This window comes from Caulobacter sp. GW821-FHT10A06, assembly GCF_059415805.1.
In genome coordinates, this window is sequence record NZ_JBWKNY010000006.1 from 164,743 (window position 1) to 189,367 (window position 24,625).

At 67.1% G+C, this 24,625-nt stretch carries 24 protein-coding genes; 10 read left to right on the forward strand and 14 right to left on the reverse strand.

Annotated elements, in window-relative coordinates; translation table 11 throughout:
- The 3 genes from AC07NF_RS18920 to purC form a co-directional block, all read right to left on the reverse strand.
- On the reverse strand, positions 1-486 hold the full coding sequence (locus tag AC07NF_RS18920) for a DUF3291 domain-containing protein (protein ID WP_494629801.1): 486 nt from the start codon (positions 484-486) through the stop codon (positions 1-3).
- Positions 487-582: 96 nt separating this feature from the next.
- Positions 583-822 carry a phosphoribosylformylglycinamidine synthase subunit PurS gene (gene purS / locus AC07NF_RS18925; protein ID WP_494629803.1) on the reverse strand — a complete coding sequence of 80 codons (240 nt, stop codon included), beginning with the start codon at positions 820-822 and terminating at the stop codon, positions 583-585.
- Positions 823-879: 57 nt separating this feature from the next.
- Positions 880-1,638 carry a phosphoribosylaminoimidazolesuccinocarboxamide synthase gene (gene purC / locus AC07NF_RS18930; RefSeq protein WP_494629805.1) on the reverse strand — a complete coding sequence of 253 codons (759 nt, stop codon included), beginning with the start codon at positions 1,636-1,638 and terminating at the stop codon, positions 880-882.
- Positions 1,639-1,905: 267 nt separating this feature from the next.
- Between purC and AC07NF_RS18935 the strand changes: the two genes are divergently transcribed.
- On the forward strand, positions 1,906-2,223 hold the full coding sequence (locus AC07NF_RS18935) for a DUF1476 domain-containing protein (protein WP_492816863.1): 318 nt from the start codon (positions 1,906-1,908) through the stop codon (positions 2,221-2,223).
- A 61-nt stretch (positions 2,224-2,284) separates the two neighbouring features.
- On the opposite strand, the gene AC07NF_RS18940 is transcribed toward AC07NF_RS18935, so the two are convergent.
- Positions 2,285-4,279 carry a M13 family metallopeptidase gene (locus AC07NF_RS18940; protein WP_494629807.1) on the reverse strand — a complete coding sequence of 665 codons (1,995 nt, stop codon included), beginning with the start codon at positions 4,277-4,279 and terminating at the stop codon, positions 2,285-2,287.
- A gap of 196 nt (positions 4,280-4,475) precedes the next feature.
- On the opposite strand from AC07NF_RS18940, the gene AC07NF_RS18945 reads away from it, so the two are divergent.
- Genes AC07NF_RS18945 through AC07NF_RS18955 form a run of 3 tightly spaced genes read left to right on the forward strand, consistent with a single transcriptional unit; the run spans position 4,476 to position 7,427 of the window.
- Positions 4,476-5,612: a Gfo/Idh/MocA family protein gene (locus AC07NF_RS18945; RefSeq protein ID WP_494629811.1), complete on the forward strand. Its 1,137-nt coding sequence runs from the start codon at positions 4,476-4,478 to the stop codon at positions 5,610-5,612.
- Between the two features lie 11 nt (positions 5,613-5,623).
- Entirely contained in the window at positions 5,624-6,976 is a 1,353-nt protein-coding gene (locus tag AC07NF_RS18950) for a Gfo/Idh/MocA family protein (RefSeq protein WP_494629815.1), read from the forward strand.
- A gap of 10 nt (positions 6,977-6,986) precedes the next feature.
- On the forward strand, positions 6,987-7,427 hold the full coding sequence (locus AC07NF_RS18955) for a cupin domain-containing protein (RefSeq protein ID WP_492816855.1): 441 nt from the start codon (positions 6,987-6,989) through the stop codon (positions 7,425-7,427).
- Between the two features lie 12 nt (positions 7,428-7,439).
- Here AC07NF_RS18955 and AC07NF_RS18960 read toward each other — a convergent pair whose 3' ends face one another.
- The 4 genes from AC07NF_RS18960 to AC07NF_RS18975 all read right to left on the reverse strand — a co-directional run bounded on the left by AC07NF_RS18960 (position 7,440) and on the right by AC07NF_RS18975 (position 12,373).
- Positions 7,440-7,925: a DNA-deoxyinosine glycosylase gene (locus AC07NF_RS18960; protein ID WP_494630672.1), complete on the reverse strand. Its 486-nt coding sequence runs from the start codon at positions 7,923-7,925 to the stop codon at positions 7,440-7,442.
- Positions 7,925-9,235, reverse strand: a complete 1,311-nt coding sequence (gene purB, locus AC07NF_RS18965; protein WP_492816851.1) for an adenylosuccinate lyase — start codon at positions 9,233-9,235, stop codon at positions 7,925-7,927. The genes AC07NF_RS18960 and purB overlap by 1 nt, the downstream gene beginning before the upstream one ends.
- A gap of 192 nt (positions 9,236-9,427) precedes the next feature.
- The gene (locus AC07NF_RS18970; protein WP_494629819.1) at positions 9,428-10,930 is read right to left on the reverse strand and encodes a spinster family MFS transporter; all 1,503 of its coding nucleotides are present in this window, start codon (positions 10,928-10,930) and stop codon (positions 9,428-9,430) included.
- A gap of 108 nt (positions 10,931-11,038) precedes the next feature.
- A complete protein-coding gene (locus tag AC07NF_RS18975; RefSeq protein WP_494629822.1) occupies positions 11,039-12,373 on the reverse strand; it encodes a spinster family MFS transporter in 1,335 nt (444 codons plus the stop codon).
- Between the two features lie 100 nt (positions 12,374-12,473).
- Here AC07NF_RS18975 and AC07NF_RS18980 point away from each other — a divergent pair, with 100 nt between their 5' ends.
- Positions 12,474-13,100 carry a glutathione S-transferase family protein gene (locus AC07NF_RS18980; RefSeq protein ID WP_494629827.1) on the forward strand — a complete coding sequence of 209 codons (627 nt, stop codon included), beginning with the start codon at positions 12,474-12,476 and terminating at the stop codon, positions 13,098-13,100.
- On the opposite strand, the gene AC07NF_RS18985 is transcribed toward AC07NF_RS18980, so the two are convergent.
- From AC07NF_RS18985 to AC07NF_RS19000, 4 genes are all read right to left on the reverse strand, one after another.
- Positions 13,097-13,732 (reverse strand): VOC family protein, encoded by a 636-nt coding sequence (locus tag AC07NF_RS18985; protein WP_494629830.1) that lies wholly within the window; start codon positions 13,730-13,732, stop codon positions 13,097-13,099. The genes AC07NF_RS18980 and AC07NF_RS18985 overlap by 4 nt on opposite strands.
- Before the next feature lie 113 nt (positions 13,733-13,845).
- A complete protein-coding gene (locus AC07NF_RS18990; protein WP_494629833.1) occupies positions 13,846-14,304 on the reverse strand; it encodes a hypothetical protein in 459 nt (152 codons plus the stop codon).
- A gap of 26 nt (positions 14,305-14,330) precedes the next feature.
- Positions 14,331-14,822, reverse strand: coding sequence for a hypothetical protein (locus AC07NF_RS18995; protein WP_494629836.1), 492 nt, complete (start codon positions 14,820-14,822; stop codon positions 14,331-14,333).
- A gap of 72 nt (positions 14,823-14,894) precedes the next feature.
- Positions 14,895-16,421: a winged helix-turn-helix domain-containing protein gene (locus AC07NF_RS19000; RefSeq protein WP_494629839.1), complete on the reverse strand. Its 1,527-nt coding sequence runs from the start codon at positions 16,419-16,421 to the stop codon at positions 14,895-14,897.
- A gap of 149 nt (positions 16,422-16,570) precedes the next feature.
- On the opposite strand from AC07NF_RS19000, the gene AC07NF_RS19005 reads away from it, so the two are divergent.
- The 4 genes from AC07NF_RS19005 (at position 16,571) to AC07NF_RS19020 (ending at position 21,255) form a co-directional block, all read left to right on the forward strand.
- Positions 16,571-17,314 (forward strand): hypothetical protein, encoded by a 744-nt coding sequence (locus AC07NF_RS19005; RefSeq protein WP_494629843.1) that lies wholly within the window; start codon positions 16,571-16,573, stop codon positions 17,312-17,314.
- A 109-nt stretch (positions 17,315-17,423) separates the two neighbouring features.
- Positions 17,424-18,926 (forward strand): NAD(P)/FAD-dependent oxidoreductase, encoded by a 1,503-nt coding sequence (locus AC07NF_RS19010; protein WP_494629848.1) that lies wholly within the window; start codon positions 17,424-17,426, stop codon positions 18,924-18,926.
- Positions 18,927-18,928: 2 nt separating this feature from the next.
- Positions 18,929-19,357, forward strand: a complete 429-nt coding sequence (locus AC07NF_RS19015; RefSeq protein WP_494629851.1) for a GtrA family protein — start codon at positions 18,929-18,931, stop codon at positions 19,355-19,357.
- Positions 19,354-21,255, forward strand: a complete 1,902-nt coding sequence (locus AC07NF_RS19020; RefSeq protein WP_494629855.1) for a hypothetical protein — start codon at positions 19,354-19,356, stop codon at positions 21,253-21,255. The genes AC07NF_RS19015 and AC07NF_RS19020 overlap by 4 nt, the downstream gene beginning before the upstream one ends.
- Here the strand turns inward: AC07NF_RS19020 and AC07NF_RS19025 are convergent.
- Positions 21,225-21,392: a hypothetical protein gene (locus AC07NF_RS19025; RefSeq protein WP_494629858.1), complete on the reverse strand. Its 168-nt coding sequence runs from the start codon at positions 21,390-21,392 to the stop codon at positions 21,225-21,227. The two genes, AC07NF_RS19020 and AC07NF_RS19025, sit on opposite strands and share 31 nt — an antisense overlap.
- Before the next feature lie 211 nt (positions 21,393-21,603).
- Between AC07NF_RS19025 and AC07NF_RS19030 the strand changes: the two genes are divergently transcribed.
- Positions 21,604-22,959: a sugar MFS transporter gene (locus tag AC07NF_RS19030; RefSeq protein WP_494629861.1), complete on the forward strand. Its 1,356-nt coding sequence runs from the start codon at positions 21,604-21,606 to the stop codon at positions 22,957-22,959.
- 72 nt (positions 22,960-23,031) lie between these two features.
- Here AC07NF_RS19030 and AC07NF_RS19035 read toward each other — a convergent pair whose 3' ends face one another.
- Positions 23,032-24,612 carry a DHA2 family efflux MFS transporter permease subunit gene (locus AC07NF_RS19035; protein ID WP_494629863.1) on the reverse strand — a complete coding sequence of 527 codons (1,581 nt, stop codon included), beginning with the start codon at positions 24,610-24,612 and terminating at the stop codon, positions 23,032-23,034.
- Positions 24,613-24,625: the final 13 nt, after the last annotated feature.

Consider the following 24,625-nt stretch of genomic DNA (forward strand, 5'->3'; position numbering starts at 1 on the left):
CTACGCGCATTCGTCCAGTTCGGGCTCGACCGGCTCGCCGGTCGGAGCCGGGAAGGGGCTCTTGAAGGTGAAGGCCGCCGGGGTCGGGCCGTGGGCCTTGAGCAGGGCCAGCTTTTCCAGCGCCTCTTCGACCGTCGGCACATGACCCACAGGGATCCACCACAGCGCCATGGCGTGGTCCATGGGTTCGAAGAATTCCTTGCGGCGGCGCATGATCTCGACGTGGCCGCTGCGATAGACGTAGGCGCCCAGGGAGGGGATGTCCTCCCAGACCGACAGGTTCGGAATGAACAGGGGATCGCCGTTGATCGCCAGATCGGTGGCGTTGTTGCCGTCGCCCTTCAGTCGCCAGACGAAGCCGGGCGAGGATTCGGCGAGAGCATTGATGCGGTCGAGATTGTCGGCGAAGTCCTTGATCATCGGATGGTCGATGGGCGCTCTCAGGCGTCCGACATTGACCTCGGCAAGGTGAAACTTCGCGCTCATCGACGGCTCCCTTTCGTCAGTGCTCGCCGAACATTGTGTGGCGAAGCTGCGATCGAAAGGGGCGGGGCGGATTAAATCCGCCCCATGTTTTGCCGTTTAGGCGATGTCGATGCGGTAGCTTTCGATGACCGTGTTGGCCAGCAGCTTCTCGCACATGGTCTTGACCTCGGCCTTGGCGGCCTCGGTGTCCGTGGCGTCCAGATCGAATTCGATCACGCGGCCCACGCGGGCCTCCTTGACCGACGGCCAGCCCAGGCCATGCAGGGCGTTCTCGACAGCCTTGCCCTGGACGTCGAGCACGCCGGGCTTCAGGAACACGTGGACGGTGGCTTTCACTGACAAATTCTCCCCGCGCGACATCGAGCGTCGCGACGTCTACTGCGATCGAAGGGTTTAGTGCACGCCGCCTTGGATGACGGTCGGCATTTCCTTCATGATCCCCAGGCGGCGGGCCACCTCGGTATAGCTTTCGATGACATTGCCCAGGTCGCGACGGAAGCGGTCCTTGTCCAGCTTCTCGTTGGTCGTCGAGTCCCACAGGCGGCAGCTGTCGGGGCTGATCTCGTCGGCCAGGATGATCCGCGAGAAGTCGCCTTCGTAGATGCGGCCGAACTCGACCTTGAAGTCCACCAGGGTGATGCTGACGGCGCTGAACAGGCCCGACAGATAGTCGTTCACCCGCAGGGCCATGGCCATCATGTCGTCGATCTCCTGGGTCGCGGCCCAGTTGAACGCGGTGATGTGCTCCTCGGAGACCATCGGGTCGCCCAGCTTGTCGTCCTTGTAGTAGAACTCGATGATCGAGCGGGGCAGGGGCTGCCCCTCGGTCAGGCCCAGGCGCGTGGCGATCGAGCCGGCGGCGATGTTGCGCACCACGACCTCGAGCGGGACGATCTCGACTTCCTTGATCAGTTGCTCGCGCAGGTTCAGGCGGCGGATGAAGTGGTTCTGGACGCCGATCCCGTTCAGGCGAGTCATGATGTACTCGCTGATCCGGTTGTTGATGACGCCCTTGCCTTCCAGGATCGCCTTCTTCTGGGCGTTGAAGGCCGTGGCGTCGTCCTTGAAGTACTGGATCAGGGTGCCGGGCTCGGGCCCCTCGTACAAGATCTTGGCCTTGCCTTCGTAGATCTTCTTGCGACGGGTCGTCATGGCTCTCGTCGAGGCCCTTCTGGAAAGCGTGCGCCCCACCGAAGAAAACGAAAAGCGCGCGCGGCGGATAGCTGCGCACGGCATTCGACTCAAGGCCGCTCACTAAAAAATATCTTATGGAACCTACCCGAATGAGCGCGGCCGCGCAAACAAACTGGGTGGTTTTGGTCTATGCTGGAGCCGGAAACGTCGCCTGCGGCTTATCCGCCGATTGCGGCGGAGAGCGGCAAAGGATATGCAGCCCGCTTAGACGACTTTGGGGCCTTCATGACCACCTTCGACGAACGCGAACAGGGTTTCGAACGCAAGTTCGCGCACGACCAGGAACTGGAATTCAAGGCGACCGCCCGTCGCAACCGCCTGCTGGGCGAATGGGCGGCCGGCCTGATGGGCCTGGCGACGGTCGATGAATATGCGCGCGCCGTGGTCAAGTCCGACTTCGAACAGCCGGGCGACGAGGACGTGCTGCGCAAGGTCTTCCAAGACCTGTCGGGCTCGGGCGTCGCCGCGTCGGAAGGCGAAGTCCGCATGAAGATGCAGGAACTGCTGGCCGTCGCCCGCGAGCAGCTCAAGGCCGGCGAGTAAGGTCTCGTCCTAAGCCGAACGAACAAGGGCCGCTCGAAAGAGCGGCCCTTTTCTTTGGTCCCTACCAGATGCGCGAGCGCTTTTCCGGCGGCAGGTAGAACTTGTCGCCCGGCTTGACGCCGAAGGCCGCGTACCAGGCGTCGACATTGCGCGTCGGGCCGATCACCCGGAAGTTCGACGGCGAATGCGGGTCGGACGCCATCTGCTGCTTCAGAGAATCGTCGCGCGACTTGTCCTGCCAGGCCTGGGCGAAGGCCAGGAAGAAGCGCTGGTCGCCGGTCATGCCGTCGATCGTCGGGGCGGGCTTGCCCTTCAGCGCGGCGTGATAGGCGTCATAGGCCACCTGCAGGCCGGCCAGGTCGGCGATGTTCTCGCCCATGGTCAGGGCCGGGTTGATCTTCATGCCCGGCACCGGCTCATAGGTCCCGTACTGGCCGCCCAGCACCGCGGCCTGTTCCTCGAAGCGCTTGGCGTCCTCGGCGGTCCACCAGTCGCGCAGCTTGCCAGTGTCGTCGATCTTGCGGCCCTGATCATCGAAGCCGTGGCTGATCTCGTGACCGATCACCGCGCCGATCGCGCCATAGTTCACCGCCGGATCGGCCGCCGGGTCGAAATAGGGGGCCTGCAGGATGCCGGCCGGGAACACGATCTTGTTCTCCAGCCCGCCGTTATAGGCGTTCACGGTCTGCGGGTTCATGGCCCACTTGCCGTGATCGACCGGCTGGCCCAGGTCCTTCAGGGTGTAGGCCCACTCGAACTGGCCGCTGCGACGGACATTGCCGTACAGGTCATTGGCGTCGATCTTCAGGCCCGAATAGTCGCGCCACTTGTCGGGATAGCCGACCATCACCGACATTTTCGACAGCTTGGTCAGGGCCGCTTGCTTGGTGGCCGGGGCCATCCACGGCGCCTTCTGGATGCGCTCGGCCATCGCCACCTTCAGATTGGCGATCAGCTCCTGCATCTGGGCCTTGGACGAGGGCGGGAAGTACTTGGCGACATAGGCCTGGCCGACCAGCTCGCCCAGGCTGCCGTCCACCAGGGTGACGCCGCGCCGCCAGCGGGGGCGGATCTGGGACTGGCCGCTCAGCACCTTGATGTACTCGAAGCGGCTGTCGACGAAGCGCTTGGGCAGGTACGGCGACATTTCCTGCACGCCCTGCACCGCGCGCCAGGCCTTCAGGGTGTCCAGCGGGGTGCTGGCGAACAGCTTGGCGATGTCGCGGACGGCGGTCTTCTCGCCCAGCACCAGCTGGTTGCGCCCGGTGATTCCGGCGGCGGCCAGGTAGTCCGTCCACGGAACCTCGGGGGCATAGGCCTTCAGCTCGTCCAGGCTGACCGGGTTGTAGACCTTGTCGATGTCGCGGCGCTCGGCGACCGGCCAGCTGACCTTGGCGATGGCGGTCTCGAAGGCCACGACGTCGGCGGCGGCCTTGGCCGGGTCGGCATAGCCGGCCATTTTCAGCGCCCGCTCGGCGAAGGCCGTGTAGGCCGCCAGCTGCGGCTTGAAGCCGTCGGTCAGATAGTAGTCGCGGTCGGGCAAGCCCAGGCCCGACTGACCGATATACAGGGTGTTGAGCTCGGGGTTCTTGGCGTCCGGATAGATATCCAGCGAGAACAGGTCCGGCCCGAAACCGCCGTGGGCCTGGCCCATCGCCTTGGCCATCTCGGCCTTGGACGAGACGGCGGCGATGGCGGCAAGGTCGACCTTCAGCGCCGCGTCGTCGACCTGCTCGACCTTGGCCTCGTCGAAGAAGCTCTTGTACAGCCCGCCGATCTGGGTCGAGGCGTCGGCCGTCTCGATCAGGGTGCGCAGCTGGTCCTGCGAGCGGTTGAAGACGTCATAGCCGACGCCGGCCGAGGGCTGGTCGGCCGGGATGGTCGTCTTCTTCTCCCAGCCGCCATTGGCGTACTTGTTGAAGTCGTCGCCCGGCTTCACAGCGGTGTCGCGAGCCGTCAGGTCGACGCCCCAGGCGCCGTACATCGGCTTTTCGGCGGCGAAGGCCGAGCCGGAGATCGCCACCGCCGAAACAGCGGCCAGCAGGAAGATGCGCATGTGTTGGATCCCAATGCCCCTCAAAGTGAGCCGATGCTGCCCCATACGCGGGCCGCGTGCAGATGAATTTCCCGTAATGTGAGACGAAGCCAGGAGTTGAGCGGCTACGACCTAAAAGGGGATTTTCGACCTGACGTTTTGGTGGTCTGATCACTGCCAATGAGTGGTCAGGCAAGCTGACGCGTGGAGGAAACCGATGAACGATCTCGCAAGTCGCCGAGCTGTGCTGATGGCGGCGGGTCTGGGCGGCGCGGCTCTTGCCAGCGGCGCGGCCATCGCTCAGGAGGTCGCCGCGCCGGGCCCGGCCCTGACGGCCAAGCACAAGATCAAGTTCGCGGTGATCGGCCTGGATCACTACCACATCATGGGCATGGCCGCGGCCGTGAAGCGGGGCGGCGGCGAGTGCGTGTGGGTCTACGCCTACAACAACGACGCCAAGCAGCTGGCCGACTTCAAGAAGCAGCACGGCGACGTGCCGGTCGCCGCCAGCATCGACCAGATCCTCAATGACAAGTCGGTCCAGCTGGTCGCCGCCGCGCCCATCCCCGACCAGCGCACGCCGCTGGGCCTGAAGGTGATGGCCGCCGGCAAGGACTACCTGGCCGACAAGCCCGGCATCATCACCCTGGAGCAGCTAGCCCAGGTGCGCGCGGCGGTGAAGAAGACCGGCCGCAAGTACGCGATCATGTACTCCGAACGGCTGGAGGTGCCCTCGGCGATCAAGGCCGGCGAGCTGGTCCAGGCCGGCGCGATCGGCAAGGTCGTCCAGACCGTCAACCTGGCCCCGCACCGCATCGGCCAGGGCCGTCCGGACTGGTTCTGGGACAAGGCCCGCTATGGCGGCATCCTCACGGACATCGGCTCGCACCAGGCCGACCAGTTCCTGTTCTACACCGGCAGCAAGACCGCCAAGGTCGTGGCCAGCCAGACCGGCAACATCGCCAACACCGACCATCCCAAGTTCGAGGACTTCGGCGACCTGACCGCCGTGGGCGACGGCGGCACGGGGTATGTGCGGGTCGACTGGTACACGCCCGACGGCCTGGGCGTCTGGGGCGACGGGCGGCTCTTCATCCTCGGCACTGAGGGCTATATCGAGCTGCGCAAGTACATCGACCCGACGGGCCGGCCGGGCGCCAACCACCTGCTGATCGTCGACAAGAAACAGGCCCGCTACATCGACTGCAGCCAGGTCCAACTGCCCTTCGGCCCGCAGTTCGTCACCGACATCGTCGAGCGCACCTCTGTCGCCCAGGATCAGGACCAAGCCCTGTTGGCCGCCGAACTGGTGCTGACGGCGCAGAAGAACGCCACCAAGCCGGTTCTGGGTTGAAGGAGATGACGATGAGCAACCTCACCCGTCGCGGCGTTCTGGCCGCCGGCATCGCCTTCCCGACCATCGTGCCGGCCACGGTCTTCGGCCAGAACGCGCCGTCGAACCGCATCAACATCGGCGTCATCGGCGTGGGCCGCATCGCCCGCGGCCACGACATGGCCGAGACCTTCAAGTACGACCACGCCCAGATCCTGGCGGTCTGCGACCTCGACTCCAAGCGCCTGGCCCTGGGCAAGCAGCTGGTCGACGAGACCTACAGCAAGAAGTACGGCCGCCCCTGGGACAGCGCTCGCACCTATGCCGACTATCACGAGGTGCTGGCCGCCAAGGACATCGACGCGGTCATCATCGCCACGCCCGACCACCAGCACGCCATCCTGGCCGTGCACGCGGTCAAGGCCGGCAAGGACGTCTATCTGCAGAAGCCGGCCTCGCTGACCATCGCCGAGGGGCGGACCATGGCCGACGCGGTGGCCGCCACCGGCCGCATCCTGCAGATCGGCTCGCAGCAGCGTTCCGACAAACCCTGGCCGCAGTTCCGCCGCGCCTGCGAGCTGGTCCGCAACGGCCGCATCGGCCAGCTGAAGCATGTCGAGGTCGGCCTGCCGGGCGACCCGTCCGGTCCGGAGGCCCCGCAGCAGCCGATCCCGGCCAACCTGAACTACGACGCCTGGCTGGGCTCGACGCCGGAGGCCTACTACACCGAGATGCGGGTCCATCCGCAGGCCGACTTCGGCCGGCCGGGCTGGCTGCGCTGCGAGCAGTTCGGCGCGGGCATGATCACCGGCTGGGGCGCCCACCACGTCGACACCGCCCACTGGGGCATGGACATGGAGCACTCCGGCCCCGTCGAGATCTGGGGCTCGGCCGAGTTCCCGACCAGCGGCCTGTGGAACGTGCACGGCAAGTTCCTGACCCACGCCCGCTACGCCAACGGCGTGACCATGGACATCTCGGGCGACTTCCCGAACGGGGTGAAGTTCATCGGCACGGAAGGCTGGATCTTCGTCGCCCGAGACGCGGCCGTGACCTCCAGCGATCCCAGCTTCGGCGGCAAGCCGACGCCGGCCCTCGCCGCCAGCAACCCGAAGATCCTGGACAGCGTGATCGGGCCCAACGAGATCCACCTGCGCAAGTCCGAGGAGCAACACGGCGACTGGCTGGACTCGATCAAGACCCGCAAGCCCCCGTCGGCCCCGGCCGAGGTCGGTCACCGCGCCTGCACCACCTGCCTGCTGCACCACACGGCCATGAAGACTGGCCGCCGCCTGAAGTGGGACCCGAGAGCCGAGCGCTTCATCGGCGACGACGCCGCCAACGCCATGCTCAGCCGCCCGCAGCGCAAGCCGTACACGTTCTAGGGAGATGGCGATGATCACCAAACGAGACCTCGCCATCGCCGTCGGCGCCGTGGCCCTGACCCTGGCCGGCGTCGCCGTCGCCCAGGCCCCCAAGCCGGCGCTGCTGGGCCCTTCCGTCTGGCGCTGGGACGAGATCAAGTCCCACCCCACCGATGTCGGCGCCTACGCCCAGATCACGCGCGGCCCGACGGCGACGCTTGACGAGCTAGAGATGCACGTCACCACGCTCAAGCCCGGCCTCAGCTCCCACGCGCCCCACACCCATCCGAATGAGGAACTGGTGATCATCCGCGAAGGCGAGGTCGAGGTGCTGTCCGGCGGCGTCTGGAAGAAGGTCGGGCCGGGCGGGGTGGTGTTCAACGCGTCAAACAGCCCGCACGCGCTGAAGAACGTGGGGACCACGGACGCGGTCTATCACGTGATCAACTTCAAGACCGACAAGACGCACTAAGAACCCCTCTCTCTAAGAGAGAGGGGTTTTGAGCGCGACCCACGCCTGCGCCTTCTGCTCGAACGTCATCGCCGCATGGGCCGGCGAGGACGAGGGGAGGGCGATGGTCTTGATCCGCTCGCCAATCAGCCGACCGCCCAGTTTGGCCGCCGTGCCGCCGTTGAAGGCCACCGCCCGTAGCGCGGGCAGCGTCTCGATGAGCTGGAGAAGATCGTTCGCCGCCGGATCGCGGATCGCCGCGTCGAGACTGCCCGGCCGTTCGGCCTCGGCGATGACGTCCCACAGGCCGACGCCACGCGACAGCAGAGCGGCCAGGCGGTCCTCATAGTCCAGCGGGACGAAGGGCGTATCGAGCACGCCCTCCATCAACCGCCAGAAGGCGTTCCTCGGATTGCCGTAGTACTGCGAAACCGCCAGCGAGGCCTCGCCCGGCAGGCTGCCCAGGATCAGGACGCGGGTGTGCGCGTCGACGACCGGTGGGAAGCCTGCCTTGCGAATTAGGCTTGCTCGCCGAAGACGCGCTTGAAGATCACGTCGACGTTCTTGGTGTGGTAGCCGAAGTCGAACAGCTCCTCGAGCACCTCGTCCGACAGGGCCTTGGAGACCACGGGGTCGGCCTTGAGGAAGTCGATGAACCGGCCTTCGCCGCGCCACACCTTCATCGAGTTGCCCTGCACGGCGGCATAGGCGTCCTCGCGCGACACGCCTTCCTGCGTCAGCGCCAGCATGACGCGCTGCGAGAAGACCAGGCCACCCAGCTTGTCCAGGTTCTTGGCCATGTTGTCGGGATAGATGTTGAAGCGCTCGATGACGCCGGCCAGGCGGCGCAGGGCGAAGTCGAGGTGGATGGTGGCGTCGGGGCCGATGCCGCGCTCGACCGACGAGTGGCTGATGTCGCGCTCGTGCCAGAGGGCGACGTTTTCCATGGCCGGGATCACGGCCGAGCGGACCAGACGGGCCAGGCCGGTCAGGTTCTCGGTCAGGATCGGGTTGCGCTTGTGCGGCATGGCCGACGAGCCCTTCTGGCCCGGATCGAACGGCTCTTCGGCCTCCAGCACCTCGGTGCGCTGCAGGTGGCGGATCTCGGTGGCCAGGCGCTCGACCGACGAGGCCACGACGCCCAGGGCGGCGAAATAGGCGGCGTGGCGGTCACGCGGGATCACCTGGGTCGAGACCGGCTCGACGGCCAGGCCCATCTTGTCGGCCACGTGTTGTTCGACGCGCGGATCGACATTGGCGAAGGTGCCGACGGCCCCCGAGATCGCGCAGGTGGCGATCTCGAACTTGGCCATCGCCAGGCGCTCCTTGGCGCGCTGGAATTCGGCGTAGTAGCCGGCCAGCTTCAGGCCGAAGGTCAGGGGCTCGGCGTGGATGCCATGGCTGCGACCGACGCAGACGGTCATCTTGTGCTCGAGCGCGCGGCGCTTCAGGGCGGCCAGGACCAGGTCGACGTCTTCCAGCAGCAGGTCAGTGGCCTTGCTGAGCTGCACGGCGAAGCAAGTGTCCAGTACGTCCGACGAGGTCATGCCCTGGTGCAGGAAGCGGGCTTCCGGACCGACGATTTCCGACACGTGGGTCAGGAAGGCGATGACGTCATGCTTGGTGACGCGCTCGATCTCGTCGATGCGATCGCTGTCCCAGACCGCGTCGCGGCCCTTTTCCCAGATCGTCTCGGCGGCGAGCTTCGGGATGGTCCCGATCTCGGCCATGGCGTCGGCGGCGTGGGCCTCGATCTCGAACCAGATCTTGTACTTGGTCTGGCTGGACCAGATGGCGGCGGCTTCGGGGCGGGCGTAGCGGCTGATCATGGGGCGGCCGTTTCGGCCCGACCGCCCCCGGAGTCAAGGGAAGAGGCTTATTACTTACGAGGTTGGAGATCCTCCCCCTAGCGGGGGAGGTGGCCCGAAGGGCCGGAGGGGGAAGGACTTGATGCCTTGCCTCTTCCCCCTCCGTCGCCTCTTCGAGCCGACACCTCCCCCGTTTGGGGGAGGGTTTACGGCTTACGCCGCTTCACGCGACTTCATGTGCTTGACCATGCCGATCGCGGCCAGGGCGTAGTGGACGCCGGCCCAGGCGTAGAAGCACAGCGAGACGATGATCCCCTGCTGGCTGGACAGGGCCAGGGTCGAGCGGCACTGCGCCGCCAGCTCGGGCGCCGAGCCCTTAGGGGCGATGCCGCCGGGGCAGGTGGCCGCGAAGTTCTGGCCGCCTTCGACGCCGAATGAGGCCAGCACGCTGTGGATCACGCCGGCGGCGTCCGGGGTGTTGAAGTGATACTGCGCCAGGTGGTCGATCAGCCAGCCAGTGAAGACCGGCCCGCCGCCCAGGGCGATCAGGTTCAGGAAGAAGAACAGCAAGGCCGTGGCGGTGGCCCGTCGGCGCGGCTCCACCGAGTTCTGGACCACGGCGAAGGTCGGGGCCAGGTACACGTAGTGGAAGATGCCGGGGACCAGCAGGATCATCGCCGTCGCCTTCCAGTCGGTCTGGAGGTAGGCGAGGATGTAGATCGGCGTACAGATGATCAGGCCGATGGCGGGAACCCAGGCGTACCACTTGACGCTGCGCTTGCCGGCCCAGTCGCTGAGGAAACCGCCGACCAGGGTGCCGACGCCGGCCGAAAAGCCGCCGATCAGACCGGTGATCAGGCCGACCTGCGCCAGGCCCAGTCCGAACGCGCGCACGAAGTAGGACGGCACGAAAGCGCCCGAGCCGTACGAGCCGAACGAGGCGATGGTCACGCCCAGCACCATGTTCAGGACCGGCCACTTGAAGAACAGGATCTTGAAGACCGCCCACAGCTCGGCGAACTCGGTGGCCAGCGAGAAGGCCGGCTTGGGCGCGGGCTCGACCACGACGTTCTCGGCTTCGAGGGGACGCTCGACGATCTCGGAGTGGCCGCGCGGCGGTTCCTTGACCACCAGCTTGACGATCAGGGCCAGGATGATGCCGGGCAGGCCGACGATGACGAAGGCCACGCGCCAGCTGAACTCCTGGGCCAGCCAGCCGCCGGCCACGGCGCCGAACATGGTGCCCAGCGGGATGCCGAACGAATAGATCGACAGGGCCGAGGCGCGCTTCTTGGGCTCGTAATAGTCGCTGATCAGCGAGTGGCTGGGCGGCGAGCAGCCGGCCTCGCCGACCCCGACCCCGAAGCGGAACAAAGCGAGCTGCGCGAAGCTGGTGGCCGCGCCGCACAGAGCGGTGAAGCCCGACCAGACGACCAGCGACACCGAGATGATGGTCACGCGGTTCCAGCGCTCGGCCAGGCGGGCGATCGGGATGCCCAGGATCGTGTAGAGCAGGGCGAAGTAGAGGCCGCCCAGCAGACCCAGCTGGGTGTCGGTCAGCTTCAGGTCGACCTTGATGGCCTGACCGATGGTGGCGATGATCGTCCGGTCGATGAAGTTGAAGGTGTAGGTGGCGAGCAAAAGGCCCAGCACCGCGGCCTTGTAGCTATTGGAATAAAGCGGCCGATCGCCGCCGGACGCACGCGCGTCGGCCATACTGACTCTCTCCCTTCAAACATTTGTTCTAATTGCTTGAGGGGACTGTGACGGAGCGGAAGGCAAAGCGCCAGAGGCTAAATTTCGGGCCTCCGGCGCTCTGGATTCCTAGGCCACCATCTCTTCCCGGATGCTGTTCCGCGCCGCCCAGAACAGGCCAAATGCGGCAAAGCCCAGGGTGGCCGAGACGATCAGCGCCCAGCGTACGCCCTGGGCTTCACCGAGACCGCCATGAACGGCCAGCACGTCGCTGAGCAGGCCCACGGCGACAGGCCCGAGGCCCAAGCCGATCAGGTTGATGATCAGCAGCAGCACGGCCGAAGCCGTGGCGCGCAGGGCCGGATCGACGATGCTCTGGGCGGTGGCGTAGACTGGGCCGTACCACAGCGTGCCCAGCAGGGCGTTGATGGCCAGCAGGCCGATAGCGGTCATCGGCGCGTCCAGGCTGACGGCGGTGATGTAGATCGGGATGGTGATCAGCGAGGCGATCGCCGGCACGGTGACATAGGCCCGCAAATCCTTGGCCCCCAGGCGGTCGGCGAAGACCCCGCCCAGCCAGGCGCCGATGACGCCCGCCGTGCCGCCGATCAGGCCCAGAGCCAGGCCTAAGAACCCCGCCGGCTTCAGGCCGACGTTCGCGGCCAGCTGAGCCAGCTCCGGCCCGTGGTTGCGGAAGAAGAACGAGGCGGTGAACGGCGCGTGGCCATAGCCGATGAAGGCCTTGATCGAGGCGGCCAGGGCCACCAGCCAGAAGGTCTTTTTGGTGGCCAGCACCGCCAGGGCGGCGGCGAAGCTGATCTGCGAGCTGGCCCGGGCGGCCATCTCGGCGGCCAACTGCTTGCGCGGCTCGATCAGGGTGAAGGCCGCGACCAGGGCGAACAGGACACCCGGCGCGCCGGCGACCATGAAGGCCGCGCGCCAGCCATAGGCGTCGGCGATCAGTCCGCCCATGGCCATGCCCGCCAGGGTGCCCAACGGGGTGCCGATCGAATAGAAGGCGATGGCGCTGGCCCGCTTCTCCTTGGGCACATAGTCGGTGATCAGCGAGTGGGCCGGCGGCGTGCAGCCAGCCTCGCCGACGCCCACACCGATGCGGGCCAGGATCAGCTGCCAGAAGTTCTGGGTGAAGCCGCACAGCACCGTGAAGGCGCTCCAGGCGGCCACCGAGGCGCCGATGATGTAGGGGCGGTTCTTGGTCTCGGCGATGCGGGCGATCGGGATGCCCAGCACGGTGTAGAAGATGGCGAAGGCCAGGCCGGTCATCATGCCCAGCTGCCAGTCGGCCAAACCGAGGTCGCGCTTGATCGGCTCGGCCAGGATGTTGACCACCTGCCGGTCCAGGAAGTTCAGGGTGTAGATGATCAGCAGCACCCAGAGGGCGTATCGTCGGTAGCCCGTGGATACAGGCGCGATCACGGGCGACGGCGTGGCGGGTTCCGCCATGGACTCTCTCCCTCAAACATTTGTTCTAATCGTTGAGGCCACCTTAGACGCAAGGTAAGGCGGAACGCCATCCGGCATTTGCAGTAGGGGAGCGCGCGCCATGGAACTCGTCATCGGCACCAAGGCCTGGTCCAGCTGGTCTCTGCGCCCGTGGCTGGCGCTCAAGCGCACTGGCGCGGCGTTCGAGGAGGTCGAGGTCGCGCTGCGCCAGGGCGAGGTTACGACCGCAGAGATCGGCAAGATCTCGCCTAGCAAGCTGGCCCCGGCCCTGAAGGACGGCGACCTGGTGGTCTGGGACTCGCTGGCGATCTGCGAGTACCTGGCCGAGAAGTTCCCGGAGGCCAAGCTGTGGCCGGCCGATCCGGCCCTGCGCGCCCTGGCCCGCTCGACGACGTCGGAGATGCACTCGGGCTTCCAGGCGCTGCGCGGCGAGTGCGCGATGGCGCTGGATGTCGCGCCGCACAAGCTGGAGATCTCGGAAGCCACCCAGAAGGACGTGCGCAAGATCGTCGAGCGCTGGAACCAGCTGCTGGCGCGCTCGGGCGGTCCGTTCCTGCTGGGCGATTGGTCGATCGCCGACGCCTTCTGGACGCCGGTGGCGACGCGCTTCCGCACCTATGAGATCAAGCTGGCGGACTACGGCGACGCCGGCCCGGCCCAGGCCTATGCCGACCGGCTGCTGCAGACCCCGGAATTCCTGGAATGGGAGCGCGCCGCCCAAGCCTAGCGGCGCTTGGCCAACTCGGCCTGCACCAGGGCGTGGATGTCGATGCCGTAGATCGTCAGCCCCTCGATATTGGCGTCGTCGATGGCGACGCCCTTGAGGTTGACGTTGGTCAGGCGCGCGCCGCTGAAGTTGATGTCGGTGAAGGTCGCGTCCGCCAGGTTGACGTTGTCGAACCGTGCGCCGGCCAGGCGGCAGTCGACGAAGCTGACGCCTGACAGGTTCTTGTGCTCGAAGCAGGGCGCGTCGGGTTGCTCTTCGCCGATCGGCTGGCCGACGTCGATGCGGTTGCCGTCCAGGTCGGCGAAGACGAAGGCCCTCAGGCCGTAGTCCTTGTCGGCCAATGACTTGATGATCCGCACGCCGGCCGAGACCAGGTGGTCGTGCAGCGCATCGACATCGTCGACGATCAGGTGGGCGATGTTGGTGGTCGAGGGCTTGTGGTCCTTGACCTGGCTCAGATGCAGCTCGGCGCCGTCTTTTTCCAGGATCATGAAGCCGACCGGCTGGCCGTTCTCGAAGGTTTTCGAGAAGCCCAGGACGTCCCGGTAGAAGGCATGGGCGGCCTGGATGTCACGCGTGAAGGCGGACGCGGCCAGGCGTCCGAACGTGATGTTCGAGGTCGATGAGGTCATCGCTCGCGGTCTCCCTGAGGGAAGGGGCAGGGGCGGCGGTGCGCGTGCCCGATGTGGAGCGGTGTCCGCCGCCACATCTGCCACAGGGAGACCTTGAGGACTAGAGACCCGCCCTAGAGCCCCGTCGGCGCGCCGTTCTCGATCGGCGGAGCCTTGCAGCGGCCGGCGCGGGCCTGGACCACGTAGAGCAGGGCGCGGCCTTGAGCGAAGGCGCTGTGTTCGGCCAGCGGGTTGGTGGGCTGGCCGGTGGTCAGGCTGAGGGCCTGCTCGCCGCTGCCGGCCGCGGACTGGCCCAGCGAGGCCTGGTTCCACTTGCTGAGCTGGGCGGCGCAGGCGGCGACCACGGCGTCGGCGACGACCTCGGCGCTGTCCTTCGAACCGGCCAGGCTGTAGGCCCAGCGGCGCGTGCACTCCTCGACCGGCATCGACGGATCGGCCGCGGCGGTGGCGCCGGGCGCGGTCTTGAAGTCGGCGCAGATCTTCGGATTGGCCATGCTGTCATGGCCGTTCTCGCACGCGGCGAGGCCGAGGGTAGCGAGGGCCAGGGCGGCCATCACGGGCTTGCGGATCATCTTTGGGTCTTCCGTGCGTGTGAGCGTCAGCGGGGGCAGATCTGGACGGCGCGCGAGCTGAGGCGGCCGCGGTCGTCGTAGTAGGAGATCGTCGCGTCACGGCACGATCCGCCGGACGGGGCGGTGCTGGACACCTGCTGGAAGGTCCCGTTCTGGACCGTGCCGCTGGCGACCGGATTGCCCATGTGGTCGTAATAGACCTGACGAACAGGCTGGGCCTGGGGCGACGGCGCGTAGCCACGCGAACTGGAGCCGGAGCTGTAATAGGCCGTGCGGGTGCGATGGCAGCCGCTCTTGCCGATCTCGCGGCCGACCAGAGCGCCGCCGACGCCGCCGATCAGCAGACCGCCGCCGCCCTTGGAGATGGCGTTGCCGACCAGGGCGCCGCCCAGGCCGCCGATCACGGTGCCGGTGGCCTTGCGGCTGCGGCACGACGCGGCGTTCGCGTCGGTCGGCGCCATCATGGCGGGAAGAGCCATGGCGCCGACGGCCAGGCCGATAACGATAAGACGTGGCATGTGATCCTCGCCAGTGAAGGTCCCTCGGGCTTCACAACGCGGCTCACCGCCGGAAGGATGCAGACCTGTCGACTAGACGACTTGGTAGTCGGGCCGGGTCTTCATCTCGCGCCAGTAGGCGGCCAGGCCAAGGGCCTGCGTCAGTTGGGCGAAGCGTGGGTCGCCGCGCATCCCCGCCGCGGATGGGAAGAACAGGAAGTTGGTCCGGCGGTCGGCCAGCGGCGTGAAGGCCTTCTGGCGCATCTCGAACCGGATATCCGGCACCACGAAGCCACGCCCGAAGAAGTAGGCCTGGCTGATCTCGAAGGCCACGTCGGTTCGTCCTAAGGCGGAGGCGAACTGAATCGCATTCTCGGCATGGCCGGCGCCTTCGCGGGCCGAGGCTTGGATGCGCTCGACGGCGGCGTCGATGTCGGCCGGGACGCGGGTGACCATGCCCTTGGCGACCTGACGGATGAGCTGGAAGTTGCTCTCTTCGACGGTCTCGGGGCGGCCTTCCAGGTTATCGACCTTGGCCAGGGCTTCTCTGGCGCGGCCTGTGTAGAGCAGCAGGTGGAAGTGGGTGAACCACACCGCGAAGTGGGTGGGGTACATCGACACGGCGCGCGCGATCGCCCGGTCGGCCTCCTGCAGCCGTCCCGCCGACCACAGGGCCTGGACCTGGCGCTGCACGCGGCCGGGCGTCGGGTTGTTGGCGGTGTCGACCGTGTCGTACAGGGCCGCGCATTCGCGCCAGCGACCGACCGATCCCAGCACCTCGGCCAGCATCATGCGGGCGGGCAGGTTCTCGGGGTGGTCCTTGATCAGGTCGCGCAGGGCGCGCTCGGACACGGCCCAGTGGCGCAGGCCCGGCTCCAGCAGGATGATCGCCGCCCGCGCGTTCGGATCGCCGGGATGGAGCGCGTCGGCGCGGCGCGCCGCCTCGCGGGCCCTGGCGATCAGGTCGGCCTGCATCTGGGGTGAGCGGCGCTGGACGGCGGCGGCGTAGCAGAAGGCCAGAACGCCCCAGGCGATCTCGTCGTTGGGGCTGAGCTCGACAGCGCGCTTGAGCAGGCCGATCGCCTGGTCGTTGCTCTCGGCCGTGCCCTGCTCCAGGGCGGTGGTGGCCTGGACGATCAGCGGCATGACGTTGGGCTTGGCGGGCTTGAGCCAGCGGCGGCCCAGCAGCGCGCCCGCGCCGATCGCGACGACGCCCGCCGCGCCGCTGGCGATCAGCAGGCGACGGTCGAGGCGGGCAGGGGCCTGCGCCGAGGTTTCAGCCTGGCCCTCGACCAACAGCCGGTAGCCGACTTTGGTGATGGTCTCGATGCGGAAGGCGCCAGTCTCGTCGGCCAGGCGGCGCAGGCGCGAGATCACCCGGTTGATGGCGTCCTCGCCGACGATGCGACCGGACCAACAGCGAACGGTCAGGTCGTCGCGGCTGACGATGGCGCCGTTCGCGTCGGCCAAAGCGACCAGCACCTGCATGACGCGCGGTTCGAGCACGGTCTCGCGACCGTCGGCCTCGATGACCTGGCGCAGGGACGGGCGCACCGAAAGGCCGCCGATCGCGAAGTCGGCCGCGCGCGCCAGATCGATCGGCTTTTGGTCGTCTCCCAACGCGCGTTCCCCGAGCACATCGTCGAGCTTCGCCTTACCGCGTCTTGGTCGGCGTTTCATCAGGCAATCATCGGTTCGCCGTCCTGTCCATCAGGCGACCTCGCTGCGATCCCGGCCGCTGACACCAAGCGGCCAGGAGACCAGACGACATGCCTATCGACATCCCCATTTCCTCGGGCAGGGCTTCCGCCCGGAAGCTTTCCGGCGAGCGGGTCTTCTTCACCGCCCTGGCCGCCAGCATGCTGCTGGCCGTGTTGATCGGCTTTGGCCGCACCTACTATTTCCGCGCCCTGTTGCCGCCGCAGCCGATGGTCCTGCCGCCGTCGGCCCTGGTGCATGTTCACGCCATGCTGTTCAGCGCCTGGATCGTCCTCTTCATGGTCCAGGTCGGCTTCGTGGCGGCGGGGCGAAGGGACCTGCACATCAAGCTGGGCCTGGTCGGCTTGCCCACCGTGTTGGCCATGATCGTGGTCGGAACGCTGACCGGGCTGAACCTCTCCAAGCGCCTGGCGGGGATGCCGTTCGATCCGTTCATGATGATGGCGCTGCCGCTGCTCTCCATGGTCGGCTGCTCGGGCCTGTTCCTGACGGCCCTGGCCCTGCGGCGCAGTCCGGCGGCGCACAAGCGGCTGATGATCCTGGGCATGGCCGCCATGATCGGCGCCGCCTTCGCCCGGATGCCGTTCATTCCGTTCCTGATCGGGGCGTTCTTCCTGCCAAACATCTACACGGTCGCGCTTGTGGTCTGGGACGTGGTTACCGACCGCCGGGTGCATCGCTCGACCTTGGCGGGCGGGGTGGTCGTTCTGGGGGCGACCGTGGGCATCCTGTTCGTCTGGCAAAACCCGCTGTGGTTGGCCTTCGCCAAGTGGGCGGCGGCGCTCGCAACCTGAGCCGCGACCGATCGTCTCGGATTCACGATTAACCTGGATTCACCACGCGTGAGGACCTGGCCTTAACCATCCCGCCCCATTCTGTATTGAAATGGGATCGGAGGGGCGGATGGCCCAGCACGTGGAAACCTTGGTGATCGGCGCCGGACCGGCCGGCCTGACGACCGCCTACACCCTGGCCAAGGCCGGCCGCGGCGTGACCGTGCTGGAGATGGATCCGACCTATGTCGGCGGCATCAGCCGCACGGTCGACTACAAGGGCTTCAAGTTCGACATCGGCGGTCACCGCTTCTTCTCGAAGAGCAAGGAGATCGTCGACCTCTGGAACGAGATCCTGCCCGACGACTTCATCGATCGCCCCCGCTTGTCGCGCATCTACTACCGCGAGAAGTTCTACGCCTATCCGCTGAAGGCCTTCGAGGCCCTGGCCAATCTGGGCGTCTGGACGGCGACCAAGTGCATGGCCTCGTTCGGCTGGGCCAAGCTGAACCCGATCGCCAAGCCGACCACGTTCCACGAATGGGTCCGCAACCAGTTCGGCGAGAAGCTGTTCTCGATCTTCTTCAAGACCTACACCGAGAAGGTGTGGGGCATGAGCTGCGACGAGATCTCGGCCGACTGGGCCAGCCAGCGCATCAAGGGCCTGGACCTGGCCGCCGCCATCATCGACGGCGTCAAGCGCTCGCTGGGCGTGAAGGCCAAGGCCGGCGTCGAAGGGGCGCCCAAGACCCTGATCGAGAGCTTCCGCTACCCCCGCAAGGGCCCCGGCATGATGTGGGAAGCCTGCGCCGAAAAGATCACCGCCCTGGGCGGCGTGGTCCGCATGGGCCGCAAGGTCGACGGGCTGCACTACGACAAGCTGGCCAAGATCTGGACCGTCTCGGTGACCAGCGCGGACGGCAAGAAAGAGATCTACACGGCCAACGACGTCGTCTCCTCGGCCCCGATCCGCGAGCTGATGCAGGCGGTTTCGCCCACCCCGATCAGCGTCTTCCACGCCGGCGAACTGATGTACCGCGACTTCCTGACCGTGGTGCTGATCGGCAAGCCGCAGAAGGAACTGCCGGACAACTGGATCTATATCCACGACCCGTCGGTGAAGGTCGGCCGCGTGCAGAACTTCCGCTCGTGGTCGCCGGAGATGATCCCGGACGGCGTCTCGACGTGTCTGGGCCTTGAGTATTTCTGCTTCGAGGGCGACGGCCTCTGGACCACCTCGGACGAGGACCTGGTCGCCCAGGCCAAGCGCGAGATCGCCAAGATCGGCCTGATGGATCCCGCCGACGTCTACGACGCCTGCGTGGTGCGCCAGCACAAGGCCTATCCGGTCTATGACGACGCCTATGCCGAGCACATCAAGATGATCCGCCTGGATCTGAAGATGCACTTCCCGGGTCTGCACCTGGTCGGCCGCAACGGCATGCACAAGTACAACAACCAGGACCACGCCATGATGACCGGCGTCCTGACCGCCGAGAACATCATCGCCGGCGAGACCCTGCACGACGTGTGGGAGGTCAACGAGGACGCCGAATACAGCGAGGCCGGCGTCTCCGGCGCCCGCGAGGCCCTGCGCAGCGAGCGCCTGGTGCCCAAGAAGGTCGCCGCCTGATCATGATCCGGCTCTGGAGGCAGGTGCCCGAGGGGCTGCGTGAGCTGGCGCTGTACGGCCTGGCCAGCGCCCTGGCGCTGGGCCTGGACTATGGCGTGCTGCTTCTCCTGACGTCGATGGGCGTCAACTACCTGGTCGCCTCGGGGACCGGCTTCACCAGCGGCATCGCCGTCACTTATCTGCTGTCGATCTCAGTGGTGTTCCGCCACCGTCCGGTCGCCGATCGGCGCCGCGAGTTCGTCGGCTTCATCGGCGTGGGCCTGGCCGGCCTGATCCTGACCCAGGGCTTGATGGCGCTGTGGGTCGAGGTCCTGCGCATGACCCCGGGCCTGGCCAAGCTCCCGACCGCGGGGATCGTCTTCCTCTTCAACTTCACCGTCCGCCGGGCGCTGCTATTCAAGGCTCCGCGCACCACTCCCGCTCAGCCGTGAGCCGGCGCGACAAAGTCCTGGGCCTGCTGGCCGCGTTCGGCGTTTTCCTGCTGAGCCGCCCGTACCAGGGCGTGCGCCATGACGGTCGCCTGTATGTCGCCGACGCCCTGGCCAAGCTGGATCCCGCCGGGGTCGGCAAGGACCTGATGTTTGTCCACGACGGGCAGTTCGGGTTCAGCCTGTACACGCCGCTGCTGGCCAAGCTGATCGCGGTTCTGGGCCTGTCGGGCGGGGCGATGGCGATCGTCGTCGTCACCATGGCGGCGTGGTTCGCGGCTCTGGCCTTGCTGGTCGGAAAGCTGTTGGCGGACCGTTCGCCGGGCCTGCGCTGGGCCGCCTTGCTGTTCGCCGTCGCCTTGCCGGCGCTTTACGGCCCGCTGGACGTCATCGGCTTCGGCGAGCCCTACGCCACGCCCCGCGCCTTGGCCGAGGCGGCGGGCTTTCTGGGCATGGCGAGCTATCTGTCCGGCCGCCGGGTCGTGGGCTTGGGCCTCTGCGTGCTGGGCATGCTGTTCCATCCGATCATGGGCCTGTGCGCGGCGGCGGCCATCGGCCTGGCCCTGTGTTTCGAGGATCGCCGCTGGCTGTGGGCGGGGCTGGCGGGGATCGCGGTGGTCACCGTCGCGGGCCTGCTGCATCTGCCGGTCGCCGAGCGCATCGTCACCGTCATGGATCCCGACTGGAGGGCGGTGGTCGCGGCGCGCAGCCCGATCCTGTTTCCCTCGTTGTGGCCGATCGAGACCTGGAGCCGCATGGCGGTTCAGGCCTGCACCCTGGCGGCCGGCGCTTTCCTGCTGAGCGGCGCGCCGCGTCGCCTGGCCCTGGGCGCTCTGATCGCCGGCCTGGTCGGCGTCGCCGTCACCGCGCTGCTGGGTGATCGCCTGTCGCTGCTGCTGTTCCTGCAGGTCCAGGCCTGGCGGATGCTGGAGCCGATGGCGGTGCTGGCGGCCGTGTCGCTGGCCCTGCTGTGCGCGCAGCTGCCCCGGCGCGGGCCGTCGGGTCTGCTGGGCCTGGCCTTCCTGGGTTCGGCCTGGATGTTCCGCGAAGTTGGAGGCCTGGGAACGAGCCTGGCGCTGGTCGGCCTGTTGTTCGTGCTGGTCGGCGACAAGATGCGCTACAGCCGACCCAGCCTGTATGCGGCGGCGGCTGTCTGCCTGCTGGTCGTGTCGGCGCTGTTTTATGGCGGCCTGCGCAGCGTGGCTCTGGCCCATGCGCTGGAGCGCCTGCCGCCGGCCTGGCCGTTCAGTCAGGGTTATGTCTGGAGCAGCGATCTGCCGGGCCTCGCCATCGTCCTGGTCGTCGGGTTGTGGCTGGCGCGAGGATGGAAGGCGCCGACGACGGCCGTCCGCATCGCCGCCGTCGCCGCGATCGGCCTGCTGGCCGTCGCGCTGTGGGACGATCGCTCCGCCTATGTCCGGCATCGCGACGAGGGCAGGGACGCCGCCCTGGTCGCCCTGACCGCTTCAAGGCCCGGCGCGGTGCTGTGGGTGTCGGGCGATGTCGAGCCGTGGCAGCTGATGGGCCGGCCGACCTGGTCCAGCAAGGAGCAGAGCGCCGGCGTGGTCTTTTCTCGTCCGTTGGCGATGGAACTGGCGGCGCGCGCGAAGCGGCTGCAGGCGGAGGGGCTGGTCGGTCACGACTGGATGCGCACCCAGACCGTCGCGGCGCAACGCATGCCGCAGCCGAAGCCGGAGACCGTCCGCGCCTTCTGCGCCGCTTCGGACGCGCCGGCCTGGATCGTCCGTCCGCTTTGGAACGATGAAGGGCCGCTGGATCCGGCCCTGAAGGCGCGCGACTGGGCGCCGAAGGCGCCCTACGTCCTGGAGCTCACCGACGGCTCGGGCAGCGCCTGGCGGACGGCCGATCGCTACGCCGTGATTCCCTGCGCGGGCGGCTGAGCCGTCTCGGCGTGGGCCTTCGGCTCGGTCAGGCGGCCGAAGCTCCAGCACACGAAGTGCACCAGCGCGTCGGCCAGGCCGACCATGGCCGCCAGCACGAACAGGCTGGTCATAAACAGGATCACGATGACGGACATGTTTTGCTCCTATCCCGCTGAGAACAGCGAGGACGAGGCAAACAGGTTCCAGTGGTACCGCTAACAATCGTGGAAAAACCACGAGTATGGTTGACAACGTTGTCACGCTTCCGGTGAATGGCGCGTCCGCGAAAAGACGGACTCAACAACATCGTCGCTTAGGGAGTGGTGGAGTGATTGCGGTAAAATACAGCCTCGAGGGCGCCGTCCGATGACCGACGCCGCGATCGCGAAATCCACGACCAAGGGCAATGGCGTCAAGCTGGCCGTCGTCTATGTGACCTGCCTGTTCTTCATCTGGGCGCTGGTCACCAACCTGCTCGACCCGCTGCTGAAGACCTTCAAGACCGTCTTTACCCTGAGCCCCGTCGAGGCCAGCCTGACGGGCTTCGCCTTCTTCATCGCTTACGGGATCATGTCGCTGCCGTCGGCGGCGTTCCTGTCCAAGCTGGGCTACGCCCGCTCGGTGATGGTCGGCCTGGGCGGCATCGTCGCCGGCTGCTTCATCGCCATCGCCGCGGCCAAGCTGCACACCTTCGGGATCTTCCTGGTCGGCCTGTTCGTCATGGCCTCGGGCGTGACCCTGCTGCAGGTGGCCGCCAACCCGCTGATCGCCTCGATGGGCAAGCCCGAAGAGTCGTCGTTCCGCCTGAACCTGTCGCAAGCGTTCAACTCGCTGGGCGCGGCCTGCGGCTTGTGGTTCGGCGCCAACTTCCTGCTCAAGGGCGAGATCTTCACCAAGGACGTGGTGATCACTCAGGCCATGCGTGAGCAGGCGTTGGGCTTCGTCTCGAACGTCTACCTCGCCATCGGCGTGGGTCTGGCGCTGTTCATCCTGCTGATCTTCCTGGTCCGCCAGAAGATCACCGACGCCGCGCCCAAGACTGGCCACCTGGTCAATCCGTTCACCGCCCTGACCTCGAAGTGGGCGAACCTGGGCGCGATCGGCATCTTCCTGTACGTCGGCGCCGAAGTGGCGATCTCGCTGCACCTGCTGCTGTTCCTGGAGCAGTCGCGCATCTTGGACATCCCGTCCGAGCAGGCCGGCAAGCTGACCACCTTCTACATGGTCTTCGCCATGATCGGCCGTTTCGCCGGCTCGGCCCTGCTGCGCAAGATCAAGGACTACGCCCTGCTGACCGCCGTGGCCGTGGGCGCCATCGCCCTGTGCCTGGTCGTCATCGTGACCAAGGACATGACCCCGACCGCCCACGCCGGCACCGTGAACCTGCTGCTGGCCTCGGCCCCGCTGACCAGCGGCCTGATCCCGGCCTTCGCGGCGCTGCTGATCGGCCTGTTCAACTCGATCATGTTCCCGACCATCTTCACCCTGACCCTGCAGCGTTCGTCGGCCCCGACCTCGGCGACCTCGGGCCTGCTGTGCATGGCCATCGTCGGCGGCGCCTTCCTGCCGCTGGCCTTCGCCAAGATCGAGGAGCTGACCGGCTCGATCTCGATGGGCTTCATCGCCCCGCTGGTTTGTTACCTCTACGTCCTGTGGTTCGCGATCGTGGCCAAGAAGGCCCCGACCCACGAGATCGAGGAAGGCGTGGCCGGCGGCCACTAAGCCTCTCGAAGGACCTCAAAGAACTACCTGCAAGCACCCCCGGGAAGCACGTCTTCCCGGGGGATTTTTTTGTCAGTGAGCATCCGGCGGCGGCTTGGCGCCGGCCAGGGGCGGGGGCTTGCAGAACGGGGCCATGACCAGGGCCGCCAGGAACAGCACCGCCATCACCCGGAAGACGTCGTTGAAGGCCAGGGTCAGGGCCTCGCGGCCGACCACCTTGGCTAGCTCGCCTTGCAGGATCAGCGCGGCCTGGGCGGCGTCGGGCGTGCGCTCGGCGATGCGGGCGGCCAGGGTCGACAGGGCGTCGGTCCCCGAGCGGCCGGCTTGGCCCAGGGCCTCTCCAAAGCGGGCCACATGGGTGCGGGCGTTGTCGCCCAGCCAGGTGTTGACGACGGCGATGCCGATCGCGCCGCCCAGATTGCGCATCAGGTTGAACAGGCCCGAGGCGTAGCGCAGCTCGGCCATCTCGAAGCCGCCCAGGGCCAGGGTCACGCTGGGCACGATGCACAGCATGATCGCGAAGCCGCGCAGCGCCTGCGGGGCCAGCAGGGCCATGAAACCCCACTCGCTGGTCATGTGCGAGGTCAGCCACAGGGCGGCGGCGAACAGGGTCAGGCCGACGCTAACGGTGATGCGCGGATCGACCTTGGTCGACAGGCGCGCGGCGATCACGGTGGACAGGATCTGGGCGATGCCGGTGACGAAGACGGTCGTGCCGATCTCCAGGCTGTCATAGCCGCGCACCCGGCCCAGGAAGACCGGGATCAGATAGGTCGACGAATAGAGCCCGAAGCCGATCACCAGGTTGAACAGGCAGGCGAAGGCGAAGGTCGGCTTGCGGAACGGCGACAGCTTCACGACCGGCCCGCCCGACCGGAACGAACGCTCGATGAACAGGGCGAAGGCCACGACCGTCACCCAGGCGGCGATAGCGATGCCGGTGTCCTCGAACCACTGCTTCCGCGGACCTTCCTCCAGCACATATTCCAGCCCGCCCAGGAAGATCGCCATCGCCGCCAGGTGCGAGTAGTCGATCTTCTTGAGCATCGAGAGGTTGGGGCGGTCGACCTTGATGAGGTTGATCGCCAGCAGGGTGACCAGGGCTCCCGGCACGATGTTGATGTAGAAGATCGAGCGCCAGCCGATGGCGTCGGTCAGCCAGCCGCCGACCGTGGGGCCCAATGTCGGGGCCAGCACCGAGACCATGCCCAGGATCGCCGGGATCATCGCCCGCTGCGGTCCGGAGAACATGGCGAAACCCGTGGCGAAGACGGTCGGCACCATGGCCCCGCCGGTGAAGCCCTGCAGGATGCGAAACAGGATCATCGAGTCGATGTCCCAGGCCATACCGCACAGGGCCGACGAGAGTGTGAAAAGGCCGGCTGACAGGGCGAACAGCCACCGCGTCGACAGCGCCTGGGCCAGGAAGGCCGCGAACGGGATCATCACCAGCTCGGCCATCAGGTAGCCGGTCTGCACCCAGCTGATCTCGTCGGGGCCGGCCGACAGGCCCGCCTGCACGTCGTTCAGCGAGGCCGCCACGATCTGGATGTCGATCAGCGCCATGAACTGGCCGAACGCCATCACGCCGAAGATCAGGAACTTGGTCCGGTCGGGCAGGGCGCCTGGGTCGATCGGTGGTCGGCTCGCCATGGGGCGCCCCTTG

Bases quoted from the DNA above. Each gene is read 5' to 3' on its own strand.
- purC (WP_494629805.1), bottom strand. From the start codon at position 1,638: ATGACGACCCGTCGCAAGAAGATCTACGAAGGCAAGGCCAAGATCTTG.
- AC07NF_RS19030 (WP_494629861.1), top strand. From the start codon at position 21,604: ATGACCGACGCCGCGATCGCGAAATCCACGACCAAGGGCAATGGCGTC.
- AC07NF_RS18950 (WP_494629815.1), top strand. From the start codon at position 5,624: ATGAGCAACCTCACCCGTCGCGGCGTTCTGGCCGCCGGCATCGCCTTC.
- AC07NF_RS18975 (WP_494629822.1), bottom strand. From the start codon at position 12,373: ATGGCGGAACCCGCCACGCCGTCGCCCGTGATCGCGCCTGTATCCACG.
- AC07NF_RS18990 (WP_494629833.1), bottom strand. From the start codon at position 14,304: ATGATCCGCAAGCCCGTGATGGCCGCCCTGGCCCTCGCTACCCTCGGC.
- AC07NF_RS18940 (WP_494629807.1), bottom strand. From the start codon at position 4,279: ATGCGCATCTTCCTGCTGGCCGCTGTTTCGGCGGTGGCGATCTCCGGC.
- AC07NF_RS18970 (WP_494629819.1), bottom strand. From the start codon at position 10,930: ATGGCCGACGCGCGTGCGTCCGGCGGCGATCGGCCGCTTTATTCCAAT.
- AC07NF_RS19005 (WP_494629843.1), top strand. From the start codon at position 16,571: ATGCCTATCGACATCCCCATTTCCTCGGGCAGGGCTTCCGCCCGGAAG.
- AC07NF_RS18980 (WP_494629827.1), top strand. From the start codon at position 12,474: ATGGAACTCGTCATCGGCACCAAGGCCTGGTCCAGCTGGTCTCTGCGC.
- purB (WP_492816851.1), bottom strand. From the start codon at position 9,235: ATGATCAGCCGCTACGCCCGCCCCGAAGCCGCCGCCATCTGGTCCAGC.
- AC07NF_RS18995 (WP_494629836.1), bottom strand. From the start codon at position 14,822: ATGCCACGTCTTATCGTTATCGGCCTGGCCGTCGGCGCCATGGCTCTT.
- AC07NF_RS19015 (WP_494629851.1), top strand. From the start codon at position 18,929: ATGATCCGGCTCTGGAGGCAGGTGCCCGAGGGGCTGCGTGAGCTGGCG.
- AC07NF_RS18920 (WP_494629801.1), bottom strand. From the start codon at position 486: ATGAGCGCGAAGTTTCACCTTGCCGAGGTCAATGTCGGACGCCTGAGA.
- AC07NF_RS18955 (WP_492816855.1), top strand. From the start codon at position 6,987: ATGATCACCAAACGAGACCTCGCCATCGCCGTCGGCGCCGTGGCCCTG.
- AC07NF_RS19025 (WP_494629858.1), bottom strand. From the start codon at position 21,392: ATGTCCGTCATCGTGATCCTGTTTATGACCAGCCTGTTCGTGCTGGCG.
- AC07NF_RS19035 (WP_494629863.1), bottom strand. From the start codon at position 24,612: ATGGCGAGCCGACCACCGATCGACCCAGGCGCCCTGCCCGACCGGACC.
- AC07NF_RS18935 (WP_492816863.1), top strand. From the start codon at position 1,906: ATGACCACCTTCGACGAACGCGAACAGGGTTTCGAACGCAAGTTCGCG.
- AC07NF_RS19010 (WP_494629848.1), top strand. From the start codon at position 17,424: ATGGCCCAGCACGTGGAAACCTTGGTGATCGGCGCCGGACCGGCCGGC.
- AC07NF_RS18945 (WP_494629811.1), top strand. From the start codon at position 4,476: ATGAACGATCTCGCAAGTCGCCGAGCTGTGCTGATGGCGGCGGGTCTG.
- AC07NF_RS18985 (WP_494629830.1), bottom strand. From the start codon at position 13,732: ATGACCTCATCGACCTCGAACATCACGTTCGGACGCCTGGCCGCGTCC.